We start from the raw sequence: 26,740 nt of genomic DNA on the forward strand, positions 1-26,740 counted from the left end.
TTCGCCGCCAGCGGATTTATGAGGCGGCGGGAAAAATAAAGAACTGAAACAGTGCGATAAGACACAGGCCGCTAATCATCAGCGCGTAGACCTTATCGTGCCGGTAGCTGAAAGAAGACAGCCCCCGCTCTTTGCGTGCTCTGAGATAAAAACCCAGACCGATGGCATATAAAATCATCGATAACAGCAGGTAAGAGACACCGCCTGCGTAAATGAGCCACAGACCGTATACTGACCCGCCTGTTCCGACCACCATTAATAATGGTTGTTTATCCTGTCGCGCCAGCTTAAACACAAAGACTGCCGCCAGCAGATAGGGGATCAGCACCATAGAGGTAGAAAGCTGGATCAGCGTGTTATAGCCGGACTCATAAAAGTGAGCCAGCAGAATCAGCACCGTGATGCAGGATGTGGTTATCCATAGCGCGTTTTCAGGCGAGCCTGCCCGGTTCAGCTTGCCGAAGCAGGCGGGAACCGTATGCTGCGCATCGCGACCGGCCAGCCACAGCATTTCCGCCGACAGCATCAGCCATGACAGCAGTCCGCCACTGACCGAAACCACCAGGCCGACGTTAATCAGCGTGGCGCCCCAGTGGCCCACGATACGTTCCAGCACCAGCGCCATAGAGGGATTCTTCATCGCCGCCAGCTCTTCCTGAGGAATAATCCCCAGCGAAAGAATCGAAACGCACATCAGCAGCAGGCTGGTAATAAAGAAGCCAAGAAAGGTCGCCCGGCTAATGGTGGCAATACCCTTAGTGCGCGACGAATAGACCGTGGCGCTTTCTATCCCCAGATAGACCCACACGGTATACAGCATGGTGTGCTTTATCTGCGTCATCACGCTGCCCAGTTTTGGCGTTCCCCAAAAGTCGAGGCGGAATGTCTCTATCTTAAACGCCAGGATGATGCAGACAATAAACAGCGCGATAGGGACAATCTTGGCAATGGTAATGACGCAGTTAAGCAGAAACGCCGTATAGACGCCGCGTAACACAAAGAAGTGGACCACCCACATTAAAATCAGCCCGCAAATCACCGAGGCCAGCGTGGTTCCATCGCCAAAGAAAGCGAGTGGCGCAAATGACCCCAGCGCGCTGAATAAAATAATGAGATAGCTGGCACAGGCCATCCAGGCGGAAATCCAGTAGCCCCATGCGGCGTTAAAGCCGATGTAGTCGCCGAATCCCTGGCGCACATAGCCATACAGGCCATCGCTTTGTTGATGAAAGCGTAAAGACAGATACTGGAAAGCCCTTGTCAGCGTCAGCATTCCACAAAGGGTAATTCCCCAGGCGATGAGTATGGCGCCTGCGCCAGCGCCTTCTGCCATATTCTGCGGCAGGCTGAAGATACCGCTACCGATGATGCCGCCGACCACCAGAATGGTCAGCGGCAATAGCCCCAGCCTCTTTTTTTCGTTGGTCATAATCAGTCATGCCGTTACATAAAAAGGGTCGCTGTAAACAGCGACCCGAAAGCATTAGAAGCGTAGCGACATGCAGCTCACACCGCCGTCAATTTTCCGGTATTCGGAGGTATCGACGGTTATCACCTGATACCCCAGCGCCGCAATTTTTTCACTGGTCTGCGGATAACCGGACGGCATAATCACCCGGCCATTCACCCAGATACAGTTGGCCGCGTAGGATTCCTCTGGCGGAATTTCAATAATATTCAGGTGCTGAAAATCTGGTTTGGTGATGAATTCTCCGGCGGCCAGCAGGTTGTTATTTTCCAGATAAGCCAGACCAGTTTTCAGGTGCAGCACTTTTTCCAGGGTGACCACCGATCCGGTCAGGCCATATTTATTCAGAATCGCAATCATTTGATCGGCGCCGGCCTGATTGGTGCGTGCGGACAGGCCAATATAGTAATGAGAGCCAACCATCATAATATCACCAGCCTCTACGGTGCCTGGCGCGCTGATGCGTTCAACGTTACCGGGATAAAAGCGGGTAACGGTTTCTTCAATGAGTTCGGTTTCCTGGCGGCGGCTGGGGGCGCCGGGGCGGGTGATAATGACGCAGTGCGGGGTACAAAGCGCCACATCTTCAACAAATACCGAATCCGGAAAGCGTTCATCCGCTGGCAGCAGCGTGATATCGACATCACACTGCTGTAGAGCGCGTATGTATTCATTATGCTGATCCAGCGCTTTCTGGTAGTCAGGCTGGCCAAGACTGGCGGAAGTTAGCCCGTTAACTAATGCTTTGCAGGGAGTTCTGGCAATAATATGCTTAAACATTAATAAATCCTTTTAGATAATTATGTTAATTTTATGCATATTAATGCGATTTTGTTGTTGATGTCAACACACGAAGCCCGGGAAGGGCCCTGGGACAGGAAGCGACGATAAGGCACTTCCTGTTCCTGGCCCTGCGGGTTGGCGTTTGCTGGTCAAAAGTAGCGCAGCCAGCGTAGATCGCGGCGCCGTGCCTTGAGCCTGGCAAAAGCGCGTACCGGCCAGAACAGAATCACAGTCAGCGCCAGAGTACAGAGCCAGAGCTGCCAGACGGCGCTAAAGCCGAACCACTCCCCGTAATTTTTGCCCCAGATGGCCACGGCCGACAGATAAAGTCCCTTCAGCAGATAAAGATGGACCAGGTAAAAGAACATCGGTGCCGCGCCAAAGGCGGCCAGCAACGTTATCAGGCGATTTGGTCGTGGGCATTCAAACAATGCCAGTAACGCCAGTCCAATGCCCAGCGTCAGGCACAGGAACAGCAGAGAAGGCGGATACTTGGTGATATTGAAGAAACTCATCAGCGTGGCGCTGAAGCGCTCTCCCTCTACCCAGGTTTTTTCACCGTAGCCGTTGATCATCCTCAGCAGGAAGAAGGCAGCCAGCAGCCCTGCCGCCAGCCAGGCGAGGATTTTCCGGCGATCCTGCTGATGCGCTGGTCGGTATAAGGCGCCAGCGGCGAAACCCAGAGCAATCACGCCAATCCACGGCAGTACCGGGTAGGAGGTACGAATACGTAGCGCATCGCCCACGGTTAGCCAGCTACGATCGTGCAATATCGCCCAGGGAATAAACCATGAACTGTCCGGCGCGGCATGTAGGGTATCGAGCAGGTTATGGCCTGCGACAATCACTACACCACTGGCGATAAGCAGCACCGGAGGCAGCCACAGCAGCAGACTCAGGGCTACCATGCTCAGGCCGATGGCCCAGATCACCTGGAGGTAGAGAGTGTGTGGGGGAAATTCGAAGGTCCAGGCGAAGTTAACCAGCGTCAGTTCCAGCGCCACCAGAAACAGGCCGCGCTTGAGCAAATACAGCGCCGTCTGGCGCCTGTCGCCACAGCGCTGCCAGTAGAGCGCTGCGGAAAGACCGGTCAGAAAGACAAACACCGGCGCGCACAGGTGGGCCAGAGTTCGGCTGATAAACAGAGCCGGTTGCGTGGTATTCACATCAATGGGATCGCTTAACTGAAGGTGCAGGTAGAAGGTTTCCCGCACGTGATCCAGAAGCATTAAGAGCATCACCAGGCCACGCAGGGCATCAATGGCAATAAGGCGTTGAGTGGTCGTTCCTGACATAATCGCAAAAGAGGGTTAATTGGTTTGTTATAACATAACAAAATCAGCGCTCTTAATGCTACCTCAAGCCAAACCATTTTTTAGAAAAAGCTCCCTGCTTCAGGGAGCTTAAGGAGGGTTATGCCTTAATGCTGACCCGGGCAATATAGTCGGCAAAGGCCGTTAGCTGACCGCCAAGATGATCGCGGGTAGCCTGATCGATAACTTCACCGCTTTCGGGATCGATTTTGTTCTGAATGACGCCACCCATAAATTCCGGCTTATTCATCACCATGGCATCCAGGAAAACCAGAATCTGGCGCAGGTGATACTGGCAGCGGGCGCCGCCAATCACGCCCATCGAACTGGTCTGGATCAGTACCGGTTTGCCCGCCAGAGGTTGGTCGGGCAGGCGCGAAAGCCAGTCGATAGCGTTCTTCAGACCGCCAGGTACCGAATAGTTATATTCCGGTGTAACGATGACCAGGCCATCTGCCAGGCGGATTTGTTCAGCCAGCGCATTGACCGTGGCGGGGAACCCCTGTTCTTCCTGAATATCGGCGTTATAGAGTGGGATGTCGGCAATCGAAGGCAGGGGATTCACCGCCATATTGGACGGCGCTACCTGCGGCAACGTACGGGCTACCATCGCGTTGAAGGACCCTTTACGCAGGCTGCCCAGCAGCGTAACAACTTTCAGTGTTTCTGACATCGTGACTCCTTATGTCGCGGAAGTGTGAAATGGCTTAAAGGTTAGCGCTTTCTCTTTCGGATGGCAGATAAAACGCATCATACGGTTAATGGACTCCCCGTTGGTGCGCTGCTCTTCGGCTATGGCCTGCCAGCCGTAGCGGTTATCCAGCTCCCAGAACTGTAGCGAACCCACTTCAGGAGAAGCGGCCAGGCTCCAGATAAGGATGTCTTCGGCGTCGCAAAGCGCCTCTATCCTGTGGCCGCTTTCAAGGCGCATGCGGCCAGCGCCTGGCTGTAATTCTACCGCCATCCCCGATGGACCCAGTAATTTTCCAATACTTTTTCTGAGCGTTGTTAGCTGGATACGCGCTTCGATGGGATCGTTCTGGTTATTGATCCAGATAAGTTCCGTGCGGGTAAAACCGTTATTTTCATTACCCAGGCTGGTGGGACCAGGAATGCTGGCGCTGCGTCGTAGCGCCATCTCCAGCCCGCATTCACCGCTGGTTGAGAGTGCTACTCCAACTACATTTCCTGCGCAGGCCAGTGAAAAAGAGGCAGGGATATCATCGGCAAAACTCAGGCGACCGCCGGGTCCGGGAATGATGGCCGGGAGTCGGGCGGTGCCGTATAGCATAAACATCAGTTCGGCCAGTAACGCCCGGGTCGCCAGAAAGCGGTTGCGCCGAAAGGGCGGCATCTGTCTGGCCTGGGCATGGCATTCCGCGGAAAGGCGGGTGGAGATAGGGTAGCTTGGGTTGATGATCCCTCTTGCGAAATGCATAGCCATTTTTCACTCCGTGATGAATGGTATTAGGAGTAAGAGTAGGTGTTTTATTTAAGAAAGACCTTGAATAACAGAGTAAACCAGGAAAAAAACTTTTGCATTTAGTGCGATTAACGGTTTTTTCTTCGTTCGGAAGCCAGAGATGAGATGATAGCGGAGTTTTTGCGCATAAATCAGCGCCGGACCTTGTCGATCCGACGCTGATGGCGATTACTTACCAATACAGAAACTGGAGAAAATCCGGCCCAGTAGATCGTCGGAGGTGAACTCGCCGGTGATTTCGCTTAACTGCTGCTGCGCCAGGCGTAGCTCTTCAGCCAGCAGCTCACCAGCCAGGGCGTCCAGCAGCTGGGATTTACCCTGTTGCAGATGCTGTGCGGCCTGTTCCAGTGCCTGAAGATGGCGACGCCGGGCCATAAATCCGCCTTCCATTCGGGTATCAAAACCCATGCTCTGCTTAAGATGATCGCGCAGCAGCGTCATTCCTTCGCCGGTCCGCGCTGAAAGGCGAATTAACGTATGGTTCTGCATTTGAGTGATACCGGTGGATTCCCCCGTCACGTCGGCTTTGTTACGCACTACGGTTACAGGCAGTTTTGCCGGTAGTCGGGCGATAAAGTCGGGCCAGATCTGTGCCGGGTCGGTCGCTTCCGTGGTGGTGCCATCCACCATAAACAGTACCCTGTCCGCCTGTTCAATTTCCTGCCAGGCGCGCTCGATGCCGATACGTTCTACCTCGTCGCTGGCGATACGCAGGCCAGCGGTATCGATAATATGGAGCGGCATGCCGTCCAGATTGATCTGCTCGCGCAGTACGTCGCGGGTGGTACCGGCAATATCGGTAACAATTGCCGCCTCACGCCCGGCCAGGGCATTCAACAGGCTCGACTTTCCGGCGTTAGGGCGCCCGGCAATCACCACCTTCATCCCTTCACGCAGCAGGCTGCCCTGATGGGCCTCGGCACGTACGGCATCGAGATCGGTGATGACCTGGTTAAGCTGCGCTTCGATCTTCCCGTCGGAGAGAAAATCGATCTCTTCGTCGGGGAAGTCGATGGCGGCCTCGACGTATATACGCAGATGGGTCAGCGCTTCCACCAGGGTATTCACTCGGGTAGAGAAGGCGCCCTGTAGCGAGCCGATCGCAGAACGGGCAGCCTGCTCTGAACTGGCGTCAATCAGGTCGGCAATGGCTTCAGCCTGAGCCAGATCCAGCTTGTCATTCAGAAACGCGCGCTCGGAAAACTCGCCGGGACGGGCGATGCGCAGGCCGGGTAGCTGCAAAATGCGTTTTAACAGCAGATCGAGAATAACCGGGCCGCCGTGGCCCTGGAGCTCCAGCACATCTTCGCCGGTAAAGGAGTTCGGACCCGGGAACCACAGGGCGATCCCCTGATCCAGCACGCTGCCGTCAGCGTCGAGGAACGGCAGATAGTCGGCATAGCGCGGCTTCGGGAGCTTACCCAGCACCGCCTGGGCCACTTCGCGGGCATGTCGCCCGGAAATACGCAGAATACCGACTCCGCCGCGCCCCGGAGGGGTGGCCTGAGCGATGATGGTGTCGTTATGATTCATAAAATGGCTCTTAATAAAAAAGGCGGTCATTAAGACCGCCTTCTGCATTTAGTTAGCTGAACCGCTATCAGGTCTTTTTCTTGTCGCGGCTGTGCAGACCACGTTTCTCAAGACCGCGATAGATCAGCTGCTGCTGAATGATGGTCACCAGGTTACTGACGATATAGTACAGCACCAGACCGGACGGGAACCACAGGAAGAAGACCGTGAAGATGACCGGCATAAAGGTCATGATCTTCTGCTGCATCGGGTCGGTCACGGTGGTCGGCGACATCTTCTGGATGAAGAACATCGTCACGCCCATCAGAATCGGCAGAATGTAGTACGGGTCCTGCGCCGACAGGTCATGGATCCACAGCGCGAACGGCGCATGGCGCAGCTCAACGGAGCCCATCAGCATGTAGTAGAGCGCCAGGAAGATAGGCATCTGGATCAGCAGCGGGAAGCAACCGCCCAGCGGGTTAACCTTCTCTGATTTGTACAGCGCCATCATCTCCTGACTCATGCGCTGCTTATCGTCGCCAAGACGTTCGCGCATCGCCTGAATCTTCGGCTGCAGCATACGCATCTTCGCCATCGAGGTGTACTGCGCTTTAGTCAGCGGGTACATGATACCACGCACGATAAAGGTGATGACGATGATGGAGAAGCCCCAGTTGCCCAGGAAGCTATGGATCCACTTCAGCAGCTTAAACAGCGGCTGAGAGATGAACCACAGCCAGCCGTAATCCACGGTCAGATCCAGATGCGGCGCAACAGCGGCCATCTTGTCCTGAATTTCCGGGCCGACCCACAGGGTGCTGGCAATCTTACCGGTCTGACCTGGCTGAACCAGAACAGGCGCAGACTTATAACCTACCGCTGCGGTACCGTCCTGCAGCTTGTTGGTATAGAAGTGATTGTCACCCTCTGTACGCGGCACCCATGCGGTAGCGAAGTACTGCTGGAGCATTGCCACCCAGCCGTTTTTGGAGTTCAGGTTCAGGTTCTCGCCGTCGGCGATAGTATCGAACTTGTACTTAGTGTACTTCTCGTCGCTGGTGGAGTAAGCCGCGCCGCGGAAGGTGTGCAGCGCGAAATTGCTGCTACCGGTATCGCGATGCTTCGGCAGATCGATAGTCTGTTTAAGCTGACCGAAGCTTGAAAGCTCCAGCGGCTTCTGACCGGTGTTCTGCACGCTGTAGTCCACGTTTACCGCAAACTCACCGCGTTTCAGGGTGAAGGTTTTGGTAAAGGTGTTGCCTGCGGCATCGGTATAAGTCAGCGGAATCGCCAGTTCGTTCTGGCCGTCTGCCAGCGTAAAGCTGTCCTGAGCGGCGCTATACAGCGGGCGATCGCCATTAGCCGGGTTATCCGGGCCGTCGCGTCCGGTCAGACCGCTCTGAGCCTGATAAACGAACTGCGGCGTGGTTTCCAGCAGTTGGAAAGGTTCCTGAGAGCCCAGTTCCTTTGGATAAGTCAGCAGCAGCGCCTGCTCAACATCACCGCCACGGGTGTTGATGGTCAGATCGAGGACATCCGTTTTAACTGTAATCAGTTTTCCCTGGCCACTGGCCGGCACGCCCTGGTTTGCGGCGCTACCCGGGCTGTTCGTTGTCTGTGTGGTCTGAGTCTGCTGAGGCTGCGGGGCTTTGTCCTGCTCCCATGCCTGCCAGATCATAAAAGACACGAACAACAAAGCGATGATAAGGAGATTGCGTTGCGAATCCATCGTTAGTGTTCTCTGGTATCAAATGGTCCAGGCGGGACAGGATCGTCCCCACCGGGGTTCAAAGGGTGGCATTTTAATACGCGTTTTATCGTCAACCAACTGCCTTTTATCACTCCAAACCTGCGCAATGCCTCAATTCCGTAGTGCGAACAGGTTGGCGTGAACCGACAGTGCGGCCCGAGAAGCGGACTAATCAGGCGCTGATAGACCCTTATCAGGGCTATCAGGATTCGCGAGCCAGGCGACAATGGCGGCGCCATAATTTTTCCAGTGCTTCCGACAGCGCCCGATTATCAAGGTCGGCTACGCCCTTTTTCGCCACTATCACAAAATCCATTGGTGGAAGTTTATGCTGACGTAAGCGGAAGCTTTCGCGTACCAGACGCTTAATCCGGTTGCGCTCATGTGCGCGCTTGACGTTCTTTTTGGCGACGGTAAGACCGATACGGGGATGCCCCAGCGAATTCAGGCGGCCGAGGATGGTGATTTGTGGCGTACCCGCACGAACTGGCTGCTGGAAGACAAATGTGAAATGACCGGGAGTTAACAAACGTAACTCCCTGGGAAAAGCGAGCTTAACCACAGAGGGTTAGCTATTACTTAGAAGAAACGGTCAGACGAGCGCGGCCTTTAGCACGACGACGTGCCAGAACCTGACGACCATTTTTGGTTGCCATACGAGCACGGAAGCCGTGAGAACGGTTGCGCTTCAGTACAGACGGTTGAAAAGTGCGTTTCATGGCGATTTCTACCTAAACAATTAATATCACTGATCTTTTGCGTATGCCCGCACGGTAAGCGAACGACCAACGCCGAAGTCGTGGCGGATTCAAAGAGGCCGGATTGTAATAATTGTACACTCCGGAGTCAATTCACTTCCTTTATTTCTCTGGCCTTTTCTATATAAGGAAGAGGCCGGAAAAGCCGGGGCGCTACACACCGGGTGGAGAATTATACGGGGGACTCGCCAAAGTGCAAGGATCCTGCGGGATCTTCTGACGATCGCCTTAGCAAAAAAGCGCGTTCTGGTATTGAATTTTCTGATATGGGGTAGAAATCATGCCGCGTCCGGCTCAGGATCGTTTACACTTAACCGGCCCGAGCGTCCCTGTGGATAAATCGGGAGAAATCTGTGAGAAACAGAAGATCTCCGGCGCGCTTTAGGCTATGATCCGCGTCCCGATCGGGATCCAGGATCCTGAATAAGATCTCGGGGAAAACCGCAGATAGCGGTTCGCACGCTGCCCGTACCGGGTTGTCGGCGTGTGTCAACAATCATGATGAATCAGTCTTTTGTCTTTTGATCGACTTTTGTTCGAGTGGAGTCCGCCGTGTCACTTTCGCTTTGGCAGCAGTGTCTTGCCCGATTGCAGGATGAGTTACCAGCCACAGAATTCAGCATGTGGATACGCCCCCTACAGGCGGAACTGAGCGATAACACGCTGGCCCTGTATGCGCCAAACCGTTTTGTGCTCGATTGGGTAAGGGACAAGTACCTGAATAACATCAACGGACTGCTTAACGACTTTTGCGGTAGCGACGCGCCGTTGTTGCGTTTCGAAGTTGGCAGTAAGCCAGTCAGCCAGACGTTAAACGCGCCCGCAAGCGTGGCGGTGCCGGAAAAGCAGAGCGCGCGGGTGACCGCTGCGCCGGTAACGCCCAGTTGGGACAACGTGCCAGCGCCGGCTGCGCCGTCCTACCGTTCCAACGTCAATCTGAAACACACCTTTGATAACTTCGTTGAGGGTAAATCTAACCAGCTGGCACGCGCGGCGGCGCGTCAGGTGGCGGACAACCCAGGCGGCGCCTATAATCCACTGTTCCTGTATGGCGGAACCGGTCTGGGTAAAACCCACCTGTTGCACGCCGTGGGCAATGGCATAATGGCCCGTAAGCCCAACGCCAAAGTGGTCTATATGCATTCGGAACGCTTTGTGCAGGACATGGTAAAGGCGCTGCAGAATAATGCCATTGAAGAGTTCAAGCGCTACTATCGCTCGGTAGATGCCCTGCTGATCGATGATATTCAGTTCTTTGCCAATAAAGAGCGTTCTCAGGAAGAGTTCTTCCATACCTTCAATGCGTTACTGGAAGGTAATCAACAGATCATCCTGACGTCGGATCGCTATCCCAAAGAGATCAATGGGGTGGAAGATCGCCTGAAATCGCGTTTTGGCTGGGGGCTGACGGTAGCTATCGAGCCGCCGGAACTGGAAACCCGGGTGGCGATCCTGATGAAAAAGGCCGACGAAAACGATATCCGCCTGCCGGGCGAAGTGGCGTTCTTTATCGCCAAGCGTCTGCGCTCCAACGTTCGTGAGCTGGAAGGGGCGCTGAATCGCGTTATTGCTAACGCCAACTTTACCGGGCGCGCCATCACTATCGACTTCGTCCGCGAAGCGCTGCGCGATCTGCTGGCGCTTCAGGAAAAACTGGTCACCATCGACAATATCCAGAAGACGGTGGCGGAGTATTACAAGATCAAGGTTGCCGATCTGCTCTCCAAGCGGCGTTCCCGCTCGGTTGCCAGACCTCGCCAGATGGCGATGGCGATGGCAAAGGAGCTCACCAACCACAGCCTGCCGGAGATCGGTGACGCTTTTGGGGGTCGTGACCATACCACGGTGCTGCACGCCTGCCGTAAAATTGAGCAGTTGCGTGAAGAGAGCCACGATATTAAAGAAGATTTTTCCAATTTAATCAGAACATTATCTTCGTGACGCTATGAAATTTACCGTTGAACGTGAACATTTATTAAAGCCGCTACAGCAGGTGAGCGGCCCGCTGGGAGGCCGCCCGACGCTTCCTATTCTCGGAAACCTGCTGCTGCAGGTGGCTGACGGTACCCTTTCGCTGACCGGCACCGATCTGGAGATGGAAATGGTCGCCCGCGTTGCGCTGGCGAATCCCCATGAGCCAGGCGCCACCACGGTACCGGCGCGTAAGTTCTTCGATATCTGTCGCGGTCTGCCTGAAGGGGCGGAGATCGCGCTGCAGCTGGAAGGCGATCGCATGCTGGTGCGCTCCGGACGCAGTCGTTTTTCGCTTTCCACGCTACCGGCGGCGGATTTCCCGAATCTGGACGACTGGCAGAGCGAGGTGGAATTTACGCTGCCGCAGGCCACCATGAAGCGTTTGATTGAGGCGACTCAGTTCTCGATGGCGCATCAGGATGTGCGTTACTACCTGAACGGAATGCTGTTCGAAACCGCAGGTGAAGAGTTACGCACCGTGGCGACCGACGGCCACCGCCTGGCGGTCTGCTCGATGCCGATTGGCGAAGCGCTGCCCGACCATTCGGTAATCGTGCCGCGTAAAGGGGTGATTGAGCTGATGCGTATGCTCGACGGCGGCGATACGCCGTTGCGCGTGCAAATCGGCAGCAATAACATCCGTGCCCACGTTGGTGATTTTATCTTCACCTCCAAGCTGGTGGATGGTCGTTTCCCGGACTATCGGCGGGTACTGCCCAAAAGCCCGGATAAAACCCTGGAAGCAGGTTGCGATCTGCTGAAGCAGGCGTTTGCCCGCGCGGCGATCCTCTCTAACGAGAAATTCCGTGGCGTACGCATTTATCTGGCTGAAAACCAACTGAAAATCACCGCCAATAACCCGGAACAGGAAGAAGCGGAAGAGATTCTGGATGTCACCTACGGCGGCACCGAGATGGAGATTGGCTTTAACGTCAGCTACATCCTGGACGTGCTCAATGCGCTGAAGTGCGAAAACGTGCGTCTGCTGCTGACCGACTCGGTATCCAGCGTGCAGATTGAAGATAGCGCCAGCCAGGCGGCGGCCTATGTCGTCATGCCCATGCGCTTGTAGAATATATCGGGCTGGCTTACTTGCCATTTTAAACCAGGGCAGTGCTCGCCCCGGTCACGTACTTCGTGTACGCTCCCGGGTCTGCGCGCTGTCCGTGTTTAAACTGGCTGCGCCGCCGACGCCCTGGAAGCGGCGATCCCCATTTTCTGCCCGGAAAGGAATATGTCTTTATCCCGCCTTCTTATCAAAGACTTCCGCAATATCGAAAATGCGGATCTCGCACTCTCTTCGGGGTTTAATTTTCTGGTTGGCGCCAACGGTAGCGGTAAAACCAGCGTGCTGGAGGCTATCTACACCCTGGGGCACGGACGCGCTTTTCGCAGCCAGCAGACGGGAAGGGTGATTCGCCACGAACAGCCCAGCTTTGTGCTGCACGGCCGTCTACAGGGCATTGAGCGGGAAACCGCCGTTGGGCTGACCAAAGACCGCCTGGGCGACAGCACGGTACGTATCGACGGCAGCGACGGCCACCGGGTGGCGGAGCTGGCAAAGATGATGCCGATGCAGCTCATCACCCCGGAAGGGTTTACTTTGCTCGGCGGTGGCCCCAAATATCGTAGGGCCTTCCTTGACTGGGGATGCTTTCATAACGAGCCAGGCTTCTTTGTGGCCTGGAGCAACCTTAAGCGCCTGATGAAACAGCGTAATGCGGCGTTGCGTCAGGTCACCCGCTACGCACAGCTGCGCCCCTGGGATCAGGAACTGATACCGCTGGCGGAGCAAATCAGCCGCTGGCGCGCACAATACAGCACTGCCATCGTCGAAGATATGGCGGATACCTGCGCCCAGTTTTTACCGGAATTTTCCCTGAGTTTCTCTTTCCTGCGCGGTTGGGAAAAAGAGAGCGACTACGCGGAAGTGCTGGAGCGTAACTTTGAGCGTGACCGCATGCTGACCTACACCGCCCATGGCCCTCACAAGGCGGATTTCCGCATTCGGGCCGATGGGGCGCCGGTAGAAGATACCCTGTCTCGCGGTCAGCTTAAGCTCCTGATGTGCGCCCTCAGGCTGGCTCAGGGTGAGTTCCTGACCCGGGAAAGCGGACAGCGCTGTCTGTACCTGATTGACGACTTTGCCTCGGAGCTCGACGATCAGCGACGCGGGCTGCTCGCCAGTCGCCTGAAAGCCACGCAGTCACAGGTTTTTGTTAGCGCCATTAGCGCAGAACATATAATGGACATGGCGGATAAAAATTCGAAGATGTTCGCCGTGGAACAAGGTAGAATAACCGATTCATCCAGGATTAAATGAGCGAGAAACGTTGATGTCGAATTCTTATGACTCCTCCAGTATCAAAGTCCTTAAGGGGCTGGATGCGGTGCGTAAGCGCCCGGGTATGTATATCGGCGATACGGATGACGGCACCGGTCTGCATCACATGGTATTCGAGGTCGTGGATAACGCAATCGACGAAGCGCTCGCGGGGCACTGTAAAGACATCGTGGTCACCATCCACGCCGACAATTCCGTGTCGGTACAGGACGATGGCCGCGGCATTCCTACCGGGATCCACCCGGAAGAAGGGGTTTCTGCTGCCGAAGTGATCATGACCGTTCTGCACGCGGGTGGTAAGTTCGATGATAACTCCTACAAGGTTTCCGGCGGTCTGCACGGGGTAGGGGTTTCCGTGGTAAACGCCCTTTCCCAGAAGCTGGAACTGGTGATTCGCCGCGAAGGCAAAATCCACAAACAGGTTTACGAACACGGCGTACCGCAGGAACCGCTGGCGGTGACCGGCGATACCGAAGATAGCGGTACTCTGGTGCGCTTCTGGCCGAGCCTGGAAACCTTTACCAACGTGACCGAATTCGAATACGAGATTCTGGCCAAGCGTCTGCGCGAACTGTCGTTCCTGAACTCCGGGGTTTCCATTCGCCTGCGCGATAAGCGCGACGGCAAAGAAGATCACTTCCACTACGAAGGCGGTATCAAGGCGTTCGTTGAGTTTCTGAACAAGAACAAAACGCCGATTCACCCGAATATCTTCTACTTCTCCACCGAAAAAGACGGTATCGGCGTGGAAGTGGCGCTGCAGTGGAACGACGGCTTCCAGGAAAATATTTACTGCTTTACCAACAACATTCCCCAGCGCGACGGCGGAACCCACCTTGCGGGCTTCCGTGCGGCCATGACCCGTACCCTGAACGCCTACATGGACAAAGAAGGCTACAGCAAGAAAGCCAAAGTCAGCGCTACCGGTGACGATGCGCGTGAAGGCCTGATTGCCGTGGTTTCCGTGAAGGTGCCGGATCCCAAGTTCTCCTCCCAGACCAAAGATAAGCTGGTCTCCTCCGAGGTGAAATCGGCGGTTGAGCAGCAGATGAACGAACTGCTGGGCGAATACCTGCTGGAAAACCCGTCTGACGCGAAAATCGTTGTCGGCAAGATTATCGATGCCGCCCGCGCTCGTGAAGCCGCACGCCGCGCCCGCGAAATGACGCGCCGTAAAGGCGCGCTGGACCTGGCGGGCCTGCCGGGCAAACTGGCGGACTGCCAGGAGCGCGATCCGGCACACTCTGAACTCTACCTGGTGGAGGGTGACTCCGCGGGCGGTTCCGCCAAGCAGGGCCGTAACCGTAAAAACCAGGCGATTCTGCCGCTGAAGGGTAAGATCCTGAACGTTGAGAAGGCGCGCTTCGATAAGATGCTCTCTTCTCAGGAAGTGGCAACGCTGATTACCGCGCTGGGCTGCGGCATTGGCCGGGATGAGTACAATCCGGACAAACTGCGCTATCACAGCATCATCATCATGACCGATGCGGACGTCGACGGTTCGCACATCCGTACCCTGCTGCTGACCTTCTTCTATCGTCAGATGCCGGAAATCATCGAGCGCGGCCACGTCTACATTGCGCAGCCGCCGCTGTACAAGGTGAAAAAAGGCAAGCAGGAGCAGTACATCAAAGATGATGAGGCGATGGACCAGTACCAGATCGCCATCGCGCTGGATGGCGCCACGCTGCACACCAATGCCAGCGCTCCGGCGATTGCCGGTGGCGCGCTGGAGCAGCTGGTTGCCGGATACAACAGCGTGCAGAAGATGATTGGCCGCATGGAACGTCGCTTCCCGCGCGCGCTGCTGAAGAGCCTGATCTATCATCCGACCCTGACGGAAGCAGATATGGGTGATGAGGCGAAGGTAACCCGCTGGATTTCCGAACTGGTGACCTCGCTGAACGATAACGAGAAGCACGGTAGCCTGTGGAAGTACGACGTGCGTGAAAATGGCGATCGGAACCTCTTCGAACCGGTTATTCGGGTGCGTACCCACGGCGTGGATACCGACTATCCGCTCGATCACGACTTTATCACCGGCGGCGAATATCGCCATATCTGCTCCCTAGGCGATAAGCTGCGCGGGCTTATCGAAGAAGATGCTTATATCGAGCGCGGCGAGCGTCGCCAGCCGGTAAGCAGCTTCGAAAGCGCGCTGGAATGGCTGGTGAAAGAGTCGCGTCGCGGCCTTTCCGTACAGCGCTATAAAGGGCTGGGCGAGATGAACCCGGAGCAGCTGTGGGAAACCACCATGGATCCGGAAAGCCGCCGTATGCTGCGGGTCACGGTGAAGGACGCCATCGCGGCGGACCAGCTGTTTACCACGCTGATGGGCGATGCGGTTGAGCCGCGCCGTGCCTTTATCGAAGAGAACGCCCTGAAAGCGGCCAATATCGATATTTAAGGCATACCGCTTTATCAAGCGCCGTGCATCTTTGCGCGGCGTTTTTATTTGCGGGACTACACTAAGTAAGAACGAACACAATCTGGAGGAAACGATGGGACTTTTAGATCAGGTAACCGGCATGTTGGGTGGCGGTCAGGGCGGTGAGGCCAGTAAATTTCAGGCCATCCTGAGCTGGGTGAATGAGCAGGGCGGCGTTCAGGCCATTCTGGATAAATTCCGCCAGGGCGGCCTGGCAAGCGTTGTGGAGTCCTGGATCAGCAGTTCCATGACTAACCAGAGCATCAGCGCCGGCCAGATTCAGGATGTGCTGGGCTCGCCGGCTATTGGCGCTCTGGCCAGCAAACTGGGCATCGACGCCGGTAAAGCTTCCTCTTTGCTGGCGGAATACCTGCCGCAGATCGTCGATAAACTCTCTCCGGAAGGTGAAGTTAAAGCGGATAACGGTAACGATCTGCTGGCAAAAGGCTTCGATCTACTGAAAGGAAAGCTGTTTTCGTAACTTCCCGCCGCCGCTGGCAGCCGCCAGCGGCGCATTCAGCACGTGCTGCTGTTTTTGTGACCATAATCACGTTAAAATATGGGTAAACCCCACAACTCCACAGGTCTTATGCCCATAAAACTGATTACTATCGATATGGATGGCACGCTGCTGCTGCCGGATCACACCGTCTCTCCCGGCGTTAAAGCAGCCATTACCGCTGCCCGTGCCCGGGGTATCAGGGTGGTGCTGACCACCGGTCGTCCCTTTGCTGGCGTGGAACGCTATCTGGCAGAGTTGGGAATGACCGGGGCAGAGGATTACTGCATCACCTACAATGGTGCGCTGGTACAAAAAGCGCAGGACGGCAGTACGGTGGCCCAGACGCCGTTAAGTTACGACGACTACCGCTTTCTTGAGCAGCTATCGCGCGATGTGGGTTCCCATTTCCACGCCCTGGATCGCCATACGCTTTATACCGCTAACCGTGATATCAGCCGCTATACGGTGCACGAATCTTACGTGGCTACCATCCCGCTGGTGTTCTGCGAGGCGGAAAATATGGACCCCAACGCCACCTTCCTGAAAGTGATGATGATCGATGAGCCTTCCATCCTCGATCAGGCTATTACCCGTATTCCTGACGAGGTTAAGGCGAGTTATACCTTCCTGAAGAGCGCCACCTACTACCTGGAAATTCTGAATAAGCGGGTCAATAAAGGCGAAGGCGTGCGTCTGCTGGCGGAATCCCTGAATATCAGTCCTGATGAGGTGATGGCGATTGGCGATCAGGAAAACGATATCGCCATGATCCAGTACGCCGGTACGGGTGTGGCAATGGGCAATGCTATCGATTCTGTGAAAGAGGCTGCCAATTTCATTACCGGCACTCACCTGGAAGATGGCGTGGCGCAGGCCATTGAGCGCTTCGCGCTGGTCTGACGGCTCTCCGCTTCGCTGTGGTGCGACTCCTGCCCGGGTAAATCCCCGAAGATGTCCCTATAATCGGGGCGGTTAAAGCAGGGGAGAACAATAGTGAAAACCGATATTGAGATTGCCCGCGACTGTGCAATGAAGCCAGTCGCGGAAGTCGCCGACGCGCTGGGAATCGACGCGGAGGATCTGGAACTCTACGGCAGATATAAAGCTAAATTTTCCGACGCGCTATGGAGCAAGCTGGATTCCGCTCCCCAGGGAAAGCTGGTGCTGGTCACCGCTATTAACCCCACTCCGGCCGGCGAAGGCAAGACCACGGTCACCGTTGGCCTTGGTCAGGCCCTGTCCCGTCTGGGGAAGAAAGCCATAGTCGCGCTACGCGAACCCTCCCTTGGCCCCTGCTTTGGCATGAAAGGCGGCGCCACCGGTGGCGGATATGCGCAACTGGTGCCCATGGAAGATCTCAACCTCCATTTTACCGGTGACTTCCACGCCATTACCGCCGCCAATAACCTGCTGGCGGCGCTGCTGGATAATCATCTGCATCAGGGAAATGCCCTGAATATCGACAGCCAGCAAATCACCTTCAGACGCTGCATGGATATTAATGACCGTGCGTTACGCCACACCGTTGTTGGCTTGGGCGGGCGAGTTAACGGCGTGACGCGTGAAGATGGTTTCATGATTACGGTGGCGTCGGAAATCATGGCGATTCTGTGTCTGGCCCGAGATCTGGCCGATCTGAAACGCCGTCTGGCGCGGATGATTGTCGCCTGGCGGCGGGACGATACGCCGGTTACCGTGAGCGACCTGCAGGTGACAGGCGCGCTGGCGGCGCTGCTTAAGGATGCACTGAAGCCCAATCTGGTTCAGACCCTGGAGCACAGCCCGGCGATTGTACACGGCGGGCCCTTCGCGAATATCGCTCACGGTTGCAGCAGCGTGCGCGGAACCCGGCTGGCCCTGAAACTGGCGGATATCGTGGTGACCGAAGCGGGCTTCGGCGCCGATCTCGGTGCCGAGAAATTTTTCAATATTAAATGCCGCGCCAGTGGATTACGGCCGGATGCCGCCGTGCTGGTGGCGACGGTCAGGGCGCTGAAATATAACGGCGGCGTGGCGAAGCGTGAACTGGGTTACGAGAATCTGGACGCCCTGCGCCAGGGGCTGGGGAATCTGGGCAAACATATTGAAAACCTGCATAAATTTGGCGTGCCGGTGGTGGTTACGCTGAATGTCTTTACCTCTGATACCGATGCCGAGCATGCGCTTATCGACCAGTATTGTCGGGAGCGTGGTTGCGATTTGGTGCTGTCCCGGGTCTGGGAACAGGGCGGCGCCGGGGGCGAAGCCCTGGCGCTGCGGGTCGTTGAGCTGCTGGAAAATTCGGATATAGAGTTCCGCCTGCTCTATCCGGATGCGCTGCCGCTGGCAGAGAAAATCGCCACCATCGCCACGGAGATCTACGGCGCGCAAGGCGTCAGTTACAGCCCGGCGGCGCACAAAGCCCTTAAGCGCATCAGTGATGCCGGTATGGCGTCACTGCCCATCTGCATGGCGAAGACTCAGTATTCATTGTCGGACGATCCCAAAGCGCTCGGGCGTCCCGAAGGGTTCCGGTTGCATATCCGGGATGTTCAGGCGGCGGCCGGTGCCGGATTTGTGGTGGCTTATGCCGGAGACATTATGACCATGCCAGGCCTGCCTGCGACCCCGGCGGCGCTGAATATCGATATCGACGATAACGGCGTTATCAGCGGCCTGTTCTGATCCCTCCTCATTTTGACGCCTTTCGTGGCCCGGTTCCGGGCCGCGTTCCTTTACGCCCTTACCCCCCCCAATTGTCTTTTTTGTGATCTAAATTGTAGTACAACACAATTGTATTGTACTACTATGTCGTTATTAACAGAGGTGTAACAAAAAGTCTTGTAGTACAAAAACGATGCCAAAACCGGCGTTCCAGGGTAAACAGAGGGGACAGTCTGAACAGAAAGGAATGAACATGACCCTGACGAAGACCGACCGCATTATCGATGCTCTTGGCCGCCAGATTGTTGATGGGAAGTATGCTCCTGGGGCGGCGTTGCCGGCAGAAACCGAACTGTGCGACGAATTTGAAACGTCACGCAACATCATCCGCGAAGTGTTTCGCTCGCTAACGGCGAAGCGGTTGATTGAAATGAAACGTTATCGCGGGGCCTTTGTCGCGCCGCGCGGCCAGTGGAATTACCTCGATACCGAGGTTCTTCAGTGGGTACTGGAAAACGATGACGACCCGCGGCTGATTAGCGCCATGAGCGAGGTGCGTAACCTGGTGGAACCGACCATTGCACGCTGGGCGGCGGAGCGGGCGACATCAGGCGACCTGGCGCACATTGAGTCAGCGTTAAACGACATGATCGCCAACAACCAAAACCGTGATGCCTTTAACGAAGCGGATATCCGCTATCACGAAGCGGTGCTCCAGTCGGTGCACAACCCGGTTTTACAGCAGCTTAGCGTGGCGATCAGCTCGCTACAGCGGGCGGTATTTGAACGGACCTGGATGGGCGATGAGGCCAATATGCCGCAAACGCTCCAGGAACATAAAGCGCTGTTCGATGCGATACGGCATCAGGACGGCGATGCGGCAGAACAGGCGGCATTAACCATGATTGCCAACTCGACACGAAGGTTGAAGGAAATCACATGACATCTCGCTACATCGCTATTGACTGGGGATCGACCAATTTACGTGCCTGGCTTTATCAGGGCGATACATGCCTGGAGAGCAGGCAGTCGGAAGCTGGCGTCACCTGCCTGAATGGCCGGGATCCGGAAGCGGTGTTAGCAGAAGTCACCCAAAACTGGCGCGACGAATCCACGCCCGTGGTGATGGCTGGAATGATCGGCAGCAATGTCGGCTGGAAAATCGCGCCTTACCTGCCGGTTCCCGTCCATTTTTCCGCTATTGGCGAGCAGTTAACCGCCGTTGGCGACAATATCAGGATCGTTCCCGGGCTTTGCGTTTCCCGTGAGGATAACAACAACGTGATGCGCGGCGAAGAGACGCAACTGCTTGGCGCGCGCATGCTCTCTCCTTCTTCTGTCTATGTGATGCCTGGTACTCACTGTAAATGGGTGCAGGCCGATGATGCGCAAATTCTGGATTTTCGTACTGCGATGACCGGCGAGCTGCACCATTTGCTGCTGCGTCATTCGCTGGTGGGGGCTGGGCTGCCTGAACAGGCGAATTCCGCTAAGGCGTTTAGCGCCGGGCTGGAACGTGGGCTGGCCACGCCTGCCGTCCTGCCGCAGCTTTTTGAAGTTCGCGCTTCACACGTGCTGGGCGCGCTCCCGCGCGAGCAGGTCAGCGAATTTTTATCCGGTCTGCTGATTGGTGCGGAAGTCGCCACGCTTGGCGAACGCTTTTGCGCACAGCAGGTCACGATTGTCGCCGGTGAGGCGCTGGCTGAACGCTACCGACAAGCGCTGGACGCGGTGGGTCGGCGCGTGACGGTGGTTTCCGGCGATACGGCATTTCAGACAGGTATAAGGAGCATCGTACATGCAGTGGCAGACTGAACTTCCGCTGATTGCCATCCTGCGCGGCGTACAGCCCGACGAGGCGCAGGCGCACGTTGGCGCGGTTATCGAGGCGGGGTTTGACGCAGTGGAGATTCCCCTTAACTCTCCCCGCTGGGAACAAAGCATCCCGGCCGTGGTAGAGGCTTACGGCGAAAAAGCGCTCATTGGCGCAGGGACGGTATTAAAACCGGAACAGGTGGACCAGCTTGCTGAGATGGGCTGCCGACTTATCGTTACGCCCAATATCCAGCCCGAAGTCATTCGCCGCGCGGTGGGTTATGGTATGACCGTCTGCCCCGGTTGCGCCACCGCCAGCGAAGCGTTTGCCGCGCTCGATGCCGGGGCGCAGGCGTTGAAGATTTTTCCGTCATCGGCCTTCGGTCCTGATTACATCAAAGCCCTGAAAGCGGTTCTTCCTGCGGATGTTCCGGTATTCGCCGTCGGCGGCGTCACGCCGGATAACCTGGCGCAATGGATTAGTGCAGGCTGTGTCGGAGCCGGGTTGGGCAGCGATCTCTATCGTGCCGGACAGCCCGTTGAGCGTACCGCGCAGCAGGCGGCTGCATTTGTTAAGGCGTATCAGGAGGCTGTGAAATGAAAATAACCAAACTCACGACATACCGGTTACCCCCGCGCTGGATGTTCCTGAAAATCGAAACCGATGAAGGCGTTGTTGGCTGGGGCGAGCCCGTTATCGAAGGGCGCGCACGCACGGTAGAAGCGGCGGTTCACGAACTGGGGGAATACCTGATTGGTCAGGATCCGGCGCGGATTAACGACCTGTGGCAGGTGATGTACCGCGCTGGCTTTTATCGCGGTGGCCCGATACTGATGAGCGCCATCGCTGGTATCGATCAGGCGTTGTGGGATATCAAAGGTAAGGTGCTGAATGCCCCGGTCTGGCAGCTAATGGGCGGCCTGGTACGTGACAAAATCAAAGCCTACAGTTGGGTGGGGGGCGACAGACCAGCGGAAGTGATTGATGGTATAGGAAAACTGCGCGCTATTGGTTTTGATACCTTCAAACTTAACGGCTGTGAAGAGATGGGCATCATTGATAGTTCACGCGCGGTAGATGCGGCAGTGAATACCGTGGCGCAAATCCGTGAAGCTTTTGGTAATGATATTGAGTTCGGGCTCGATTTCCACGGGCGCGTCAGTGCGCCGATGGCGAAAGTGCTGATTAAGGAGCTGGAGCCGCATCGGCCACTCTTTATTGAAGAGCCGGTACTGGCTGAACAGGCTGAGTACTACCCGAAACTGGCTGCGCAAACTCATATCCCCATTGCGGCAGGTGAGCGGATGTTCTCACGCTTTGAGTTCAAACGCGTTCTGGAAGCGGGAGGGCTGGCTATCCTGCAACCGGATCTCTCCCACGCGGGGGGCATTACCGAGTGTTATAAAATCGCCGGTATGGCGGAAGCCTATGATGTGGCGCTGGCGCCGCACTGCCCGCTGGGGCCCATTGCGCTGGCGGCATGCCTGCATGTGGATTTTGTCTCGCGCAATGCGGTATTCCAGGAGCAAAGCATGGGCATCCATTATAACCAGGGTGCGGAACTGCTCGACTTTGTGAAAAACAAAGAGGACTTCAATATGGAAGGCGGCTTCTTTAAACCGTTAACCAAACCGGGGCTCGGCGTGGAAATTGATGAAGAGCAGGTGATCGAACGCAGCAAAAATGCGCATGACTGGCGTAATCCGCTCTGGCGCCATGAAGATGGCAGCGTAGCGGAGTGGTAATTTTCCGTTCCCGTTAATTTATAAAAACAGAACAACAATACTCAATCCGCTGTTTTAAGACAGAGGCCGGGCAGCGTCCGCGCCATGGTGAGGTAATGATAATGAATCTGTACTCTACAACCTTGCGGCAATTAAATAAGAGAATTATTCCGTTTATTGTTATCTGCTATTTTGTGGCAAATCTCGATAAAACCAATATTTCCATCGCCGCACTGCAAATGAATGCCGACCTTGGACTGAGCGCCAGTATGTATGGTCTTGGGGTCGGGATGTTCTATATCTCATATATTATTTTCGAAATACCCAGCAACGTCATTATGACGAAGGTGGGGGCCAGGTTATGGATCGCCCGTATCATGATCACCTGGGGTATCGTCAGCGCTGGCATGTCGCTGGTACAGACGCCGACTCAGCTTTACGTTATGCGGTTTCTGCTGGGTATGGCGGAAGCGGGGTTCGCTCCGGGGATTATCTGGTATATCTCCTGCTGGTTCCCGAAGAGTAACCGGGCCAGGGCTATGTCATTCTTTTATATGGGTTCTGTCATGGCGTCGGTTATTGGTCTGCCGCTCTCCGGCTCATTGCTGAATATGCATGGCCTGGCGGATATAGCAGGCTGGCGTTGGCTGTTTGCCCTGGAGGGCATTCCGGCTATCGTTCTGGGGATTATGGTGCTGCGGTGGTTGCCGCAATCGCCGGACCAGGCGGCCTGGCTGAGTCCGCAGCAAAAGAGCTGGCTGACTCGCCAGTTGGCGCAGGATAACGCGGGCGCAGAGGTGAGCGATCACCGCTGGTGGCGGGCGTTGAAAGATAAAACCGTGTTGCTGCTTAGCCTGGTGTGGTTCCTGCAGGCGTTTGGCACCATCGGTATTACCCTGTTTTTGCCCCTGATTATCAAAAGTATGGCCAGCGACAGCAGTAACCTGCTGGTGGGTGTCCTTTCGGGAATCCCCTTTATCTTCGCCTGCCTGTTTATGTACCTGAATGGTCGTCATTCCGATACCAGCGGCGAGCGCGCCCTGCATATGGGGCTACCGCTTATCCTTTCCGGGCTGGCGCTGGCGATGGCGGTATGGTCGCCGAGCCAGGGGCTGGCGTATCTGCTGCTAATCCTGACGGTGGGGCTTAACTTTGCCCTGACGCCAGTGTTCTGGGCCGTCACCACCGAAAAACTGGCGGGCGTGGCGGCTGCGGCTTCCATCGCGTTTATCAACACCATCGCCAACTTTGTTGGACTGGGGCTGCCGCCGGTTCTGGGGCGGATAAAGGATCTGACCAACAGCTACCATTCAGGGCTGATGATTGTGGCGGCAGCGCTGGTGCTGGGCGGTATTCTGGGGGTAATCGTTGCTCGTCCGGGGCGGCATCAGGCAGCAAAAGGCGCGGCAACGCGTATCTGAGGAATCATCATGACGAAGCAAAAGGTACTGAAGCAGGCGGGCCTGCCGGATGCGCTAACGGCGGAACTGGCGGAACGCTACGACCTGTATGACTATGACGCGCTGACGCCGGTTGAAGCGCAAACGCTGGCGGAAAGTTGCGAAGTGGCCATTACCAACGGCGAGGCGGTAGTCTCCCGGGAGTTTATTGCCTCCATGCCCGCGCTAAAGCTGATTGCCGTATTTGGTGTGGGCTATGACGGCGTGGATGTGGCCGCGGCGCGCGAATATGGCGTGACCGTTACCCATACGCCGGGCGTGCTGACCGATGATGTAGCCGATCTGGCCATGGGGTTAATGCTGGCGACGTCGCGACGCATTGTCGCGGCCCAGAAATTTATCGAACGCGGCGGCTGGCGGGATGGCGGTTTTACGTGGACGCGTAAAGTCAGCGGCGCCCGGCTGGGAATTGCCGGCATGGGGCGGATTGGTCAGACCCTGGCCCGCCGGGCCAGAGGGTTTGATATGACGATCGCGTACTATAACCGTACGCCGGTTGCCGGCCCCGACTGGCAACGGGTTGAGGATCTGAGCGCACTGGCGGCTGACAGCGACTTTCTGGTGGTTTGTATTCCCGGAGGCGAAGAAACCCGGGGGCTTATTGGTAGCAAGGTGCTGGCGGCGCTGGGGCCGGAAGGGATTCTGATTAACATTGGGCGCGGCAGCGTGGTGGATGAAGCGGCGCTGATAAAGGCGCTGGACGCGGGGACTCTCGCCGGTGCCGGGCTGGATGTGTTTGCCTGTGAGCCAGAAGTGCCAGAGGCGCTCCAGGGGCGCGATAATGTGGTGATTACGCCCCATATGGCGAGCGCCACGCACGATACCCGGGCTCAGATGTCCCGGCTGGTTCTGGACAACGTAGCGGCCTGGTTTGAGACGGGAAGGGCGGTCACGCCAGTGGCATAACAATAGGTTTTTGGTTCAGGATCTTCTACCCTATACAGCGATCAGGGTCGGGAGATTATCCACGTGAAACAGCTTACCTTTGCTAAGCGCAACCATCAGCTTACCAATATCAACGCCTGGACGCCGGACAGCCGCTGGCTGGCTTTCGATGTTCGCCCGTCCGGCGCGTCCTTTACCGGCCAGACCATCGAGCGGGTTAATGTGGAAAGCGGTGAGATCGAGGTGCTTTATCGGGCGCCCCAGGGGGCTCATGTCGGCGTGGTGACGGTGAATCCACACGCTCCTGACCGCTATGTCTTTATCCATGGGCCCGAGAATCCCGATGCTGCCTGGCGGTACGACTTTCATCACCGGCGCGGCGTGGTAGTGGAAGGGGGGCGGGCGACTAATCTGGATGCGATGGATATCACCGAACCCTATACGCCCGGCGCCCTGCGTGGTGGCAGCCACGTTCACGTCTGGAGCCCGGACGGTAGCCGACTCAGCTTTACCTATAATGACCACGTGTTGCATGAGCGCTGTCCGGCGCTCGATTTGCGCAACGTCGGCGTGGCGCTGCCGTTCGGCCCGGTCACGCCGCCGCAAAGCCATCCGCGGGAATACGGCGGTAGCCACTGGTGTGCGCTGGTCAGCCATACCACGCCGACGCCGCGCCCGGGCAGTGATGATATCAGCCGCGCCTATGAAGAGGGCTGGGTAGGGAATCAGGGCTATCTGAAGCCAGACGGTACGCGTCAACGCTGGGCGCTGGCCTTTATTGGCGATACCTGCGATCGCCATGGCGGCAGGGTGCCGGAGCTGTTTATTGTCGATCTTCCCGAGGATGAGGCGGCATGGAAGCGTCCCGGTATGTCGCCGCTGGCGGGAACACCCACGACAATGCCGGCACCGCCGGATGGCGTTGCGCAACGTCGACTGACCTTTACTCACCATTTTAGCCATCCCGGGCTGGTCAATTCGCCGCGCCACTGGGTACGCAGCGATCCTGGCGGTGCAAACCTGGCGTTCCTGATGGGTGATGCGAATGGCGTGGCGCAATTGTGGCTGATGTCTCCCAATGGCGGCGAACCGCGACAGCTAACGCACGGGTTGCAGGGAGTGGATTCCGCCTTTAACTGGCATCCGTCGGGCCGGGCGCTGGGCTTTGTTCAGGGAAAACGTATTGTACTGTGCGATGCCAATAGCGGGGCGATTACGCCATTGACCGAGCCGCTTGCGGTGCCGCCGTCTGCCGATGCGGTTGTTTTCTCACCGGATGGTCGTCACATTGCCTGGATGCAGGAGGTGGAAGACTTCCGGCAACTGTTTATGACTCCGATCGACGATTGATCAGGAAGCAGGAGGAATCGCGGAGTTAGTGGCGAGGTTTTTGCTTTCGCTCTCTTCAACCCGGGATTTGATGGATTTGTCGGTGCGGAAGGCATCCCAGGGGATCAATACCGTATCCATTACTGCGGTAAACGGCATATCCAGCGCGACCAATGGTTTCATCCCCCAGCTGGTTTCGTCATCCTTTAACATCTTGTAGCTGGCGCGGGTGCCGGGGTAGTAACCCAGTTCACCGCCGCCAGTATGGCTCATGACGCTGGAACATCCACACATAGCAGTAACTGCGCTGCTGAGCAGGAGCTTCTGAAAGGATCTTTTCATTTTCACTCTCTTCCGTTGGGAGACATATACCCGTCATATTTCAGGCTGCAGATGCGTCGCTGCTTCTGGCTGTAGTCTAAGCAAAGATAAGCGCGGCGACAAAAAAATCTCCATCCTGCCTTGAAAATTTGCGAGGCGACGCCACTTAAAAAGTGTGCCCAATTGAGGCGCTTGCCGACAGGGAGCGCGGGCCATCCGGTCTGTCCGACAGGAAGACTTTTAT

25 protein-coding genes are annotated in these 26,740 nt (G+C 56.4%); 14 read left to right on the forward strand and 11 right to left on the reverse strand.

What is annotated here, in order from left to right:
* Positions 1-16: 16 nt before the first annotated feature.
* The 10 genes from FEM41_RS05635 to rpmH form a co-directional block, all read right to left on the reverse strand.
* Entirely contained in the window at positions 17-1,429 is a 1,413-nt protein-coding gene (locus tag FEM41_RS05635) for a basic amino acid/polyamine antiporter (protein WP_206665546.1), read from the reverse strand.
* Between the two features lie 54 nt (positions 1,430-1,483).
* Positions 1,484-2,248, reverse strand: coding sequence for a dimethylargininase (ddaH, locus tag FEM41_RS05640; RefSeq protein ID WP_138095060.1), 765 nt, complete (start codon positions 2,246-2,248; stop codon positions 1,484-1,486).
* A gap of 152 nt (positions 2,249-2,400) precedes the next feature.
* Positions 2,401-3,546, reverse strand: a complete 1,146-nt coding sequence (locus tag FEM41_RS05645; RefSeq protein ID WP_138095061.1) for an acetyltransferase domain-containing protein — start codon at positions 3,544-3,546, stop codon at positions 2,401-2,403.
* A gap of 118 nt (positions 3,547-3,664) precedes the next feature.
* On the reverse strand, positions 3,665-4,237 hold the full coding sequence (locus FEM41_RS05650) for an NADPH-dependent FMN reductase (protein WP_138095062.1): 573 nt from the start codon (positions 4,235-4,237) through the stop codon (positions 3,665-3,667).
* 9 nt (positions 4,238-4,246) lie between these two features.
* Positions 4,247-5,008 (reverse strand): 4'-phosphopantetheinyl transferase family protein, encoded by a 762-nt coding sequence (locus tag FEM41_RS05655; RefSeq protein WP_138095063.1) that lies wholly within the window; start codon positions 5,006-5,008, stop codon positions 4,247-4,249.
* 207 nt (positions 5,009-5,215) lie between these two features.
* Positions 5,216-6,580, reverse strand: coding sequence for a tRNA uridine-5-carboxymethylaminomethyl(34) synthesis GTPase MnmE (gene mnmE / locus FEM41_RS05660; RefSeq protein ID WP_138099119.1), 1,365 nt, complete (start codon positions 6,578-6,580; stop codon positions 5,216-5,218).
* Positions 6,581-6,647: 67 nt separating this feature from the next.
* Positions 6,648-8,291: a membrane protein insertase YidC gene (gene yidC, locus FEM41_RS05665; protein ID WP_138095064.1), complete on the reverse strand. Its 1,644-nt coding sequence runs from the start codon at positions 8,289-8,291 to the stop codon at positions 6,648-6,650.
* 2 nt (positions 8,292-8,293) lie between these two features.
* Positions 8,294-8,551, reverse strand: a complete 258-nt coding sequence (gene yidD / locus FEM41_RS05670; protein ID WP_138095065.1) for a membrane protein insertion efficiency factor YidD — start codon at positions 8,549-8,551, stop codon at positions 8,294-8,296.
* A complete protein-coding gene (gene rnpA / locus FEM41_RS05675; RefSeq protein WP_138095066.1) occupies positions 8,515-8,874 on the reverse strand; it encodes a ribonuclease P protein component in 360 nt (119 codons plus the stop codon). The genes yidD and rnpA overlap by 37 nt, the downstream gene beginning before the upstream one ends.
* 13 nt (positions 8,875-8,887) lie before the next feature.
* Positions 8,888-9,031 (reverse strand): 50S ribosomal protein L34, encoded by a 144-nt coding sequence (gene rpmH, locus FEM41_RS05680; protein ID WP_004906236.1) that lies wholly within the window; start codon positions 9,029-9,031, stop codon positions 8,888-8,890.
* 591 nt (positions 9,032-9,622) lie between these two features.
* On the opposite strand from rpmH, the gene dnaA reads away from it, so the two are divergent.
* The 14 genes from dnaA (at position 9,623) to FEM41_RS05750 (ending at position 26,196) form a co-directional block, all read left to right on the forward strand.
* Entirely contained in the window at positions 9,623-11,011 is a 1,389-nt protein-coding gene (gene dnaA, locus FEM41_RS05685; protein ID WP_138095067.1) for a chromosomal replication initiator protein DnaA, read from the forward strand.
* A 4-nt stretch (positions 11,012-11,015) separates the two neighbouring features.
* Positions 11,016-12,116, forward strand: a complete 1,101-nt coding sequence (gene dnaN, locus FEM41_RS05690; RefSeq protein WP_138095068.1) for a DNA polymerase III subunit beta — start codon at positions 11,016-11,018, stop codon at positions 12,114-12,116.
* 162 nt (positions 12,117-12,278) lie between these two features.
* Complete coding sequence (recF, locus tag FEM41_RS05695) at positions 12,279-13,367, forward strand: DNA replication/repair protein RecF (RefSeq protein WP_138095069.1); 1,089 nt, start codon at positions 12,279-12,281, stop codon at positions 13,365-13,367.
* A gap of 13 nt (positions 13,368-13,380) precedes the next feature.
* On the forward strand, positions 13,381-15,795 hold the full coding sequence (gene gyrB, locus FEM41_RS05700; protein WP_138095070.1) for a DNA topoisomerase (ATP-hydrolyzing) subunit B: 2,415 nt from the start codon (positions 13,381-13,383) through the stop codon (positions 15,793-15,795).
* Positions 15,796-15,889: 94 nt separating this feature from the next.
* The gene (locus FEM41_RS05705; RefSeq protein WP_138095071.1) at positions 15,890-16,297 is read left to right on the forward strand and encodes a YidB family protein; all 408 of its coding nucleotides are present in this window, start codon (positions 15,890-15,892) and stop codon (positions 16,295-16,297) included.
* A 108-nt stretch (positions 16,298-16,405) separates the two neighbouring features.
* A complete protein-coding gene (gene yidA, locus FEM41_RS05710) occupies positions 16,406-17,218 on the forward strand; it encodes a sugar-phosphatase (protein ID WP_138095072.1) in 813 nt (270 codons plus the stop codon).
* Between the two features lie 93 nt (positions 17,219-17,311).
* Positions 17,312-18,982 carry a formate--tetrahydrofolate ligase gene (locus tag FEM41_RS05715; protein ID WP_138095073.1) on the forward strand — a complete coding sequence of 557 codons (1,671 nt, stop codon included), beginning with the start codon at positions 17,312-17,314 and terminating at the stop codon, positions 18,980-18,982.
* Between the two features lie 232 nt (positions 18,983-19,214).
* The gene (gene dgoR / locus FEM41_RS05720) at positions 19,215-19,904 is read left to right on the forward strand and encodes a D-galactonate utilization transcriptional regulator DgoR (RefSeq protein ID WP_138095074.1); all 690 of its coding nucleotides are present in this window, start codon (positions 19,215-19,217) and stop codon (positions 19,902-19,904) included.
* A complete protein-coding gene (locus FEM41_RS05725) occupies positions 19,901-20,776 on the forward strand; it encodes a 2-dehydro-3-deoxygalactonokinase (RefSeq protein WP_138095075.1) in 876 nt (291 codons plus the stop codon). The genes dgoR and FEM41_RS05725 overlap by 4 nt, the downstream gene beginning before the upstream one ends.
* Positions 20,760-21,377 (forward strand): 2-dehydro-3-deoxy-6-phosphogalactonate aldolase, encoded by a 618-nt coding sequence (locus tag FEM41_RS05730; protein ID WP_138095076.1) that lies wholly within the window; start codon positions 20,760-20,762, stop codon positions 21,375-21,377. Before FEM41_RS05725 ends, FEM41_RS05730 begins: the two co-directional genes overlap by 17 nt.
* Positions 21,374-22,522 carry a galactonate dehydratase gene (gene dgoD / locus FEM41_RS05735; RefSeq protein WP_138095077.1) on the forward strand — a complete coding sequence of 383 codons (1,149 nt, stop codon included), beginning with the start codon at positions 21,374-21,376 and terminating at the stop codon, positions 22,520-22,522. The genes FEM41_RS05730 and dgoD overlap by 4 nt, the downstream gene beginning before the upstream one ends.
* Positions 22,523-22,617: 95 nt before the next feature.
* Positions 22,618-23,922, forward strand: coding sequence for an MFS transporter (locus FEM41_RS05740; protein WP_138095078.1), 1,305 nt, complete (start codon positions 22,618-22,620; stop codon positions 23,920-23,922).
* Between the two features lie 9 nt (positions 23,923-23,931).
* On the forward strand, positions 23,932-24,867 hold the full coding sequence (locus tag FEM41_RS05745; protein ID WP_138095079.1) for a 2-hydroxyacid dehydrogenase: 936 nt from the start codon (positions 23,932-23,934) through the stop codon (positions 24,865-24,867).
* A 63-nt stretch (positions 24,868-24,930) separates the two neighbouring features.
* Complete coding sequence (locus tag FEM41_RS05750; RefSeq protein WP_138095080.1) at positions 24,931-26,196, forward strand: YidR family protein; 1,266 nt, start codon at positions 24,931-24,933, stop codon at positions 26,194-26,196.
* On the opposite strand, the gene FEM41_RS05755 is transcribed toward FEM41_RS05750, so the two are convergent.
* Positions 26,197-26,517, reverse strand: a complete 321-nt coding sequence (locus tag FEM41_RS05755) for a YceK/YidQ family lipoprotein (RefSeq protein ID WP_138095081.1) — start codon at positions 26,515-26,517, stop codon at positions 26,197-26,199.
* Positions 26,518-26,740 lie beyond the last annotated feature (223 nt).

The sequence above is a fragment of the Jejubacter calystegiae genome (assembly GCF_005671395.1).
GTDB lineage: Bacteria > Pseudomonadota > Gammaproteobacteria > Enterobacterales > Enterobacteriaceae > Jejubacter > Jejubacter calystegiae.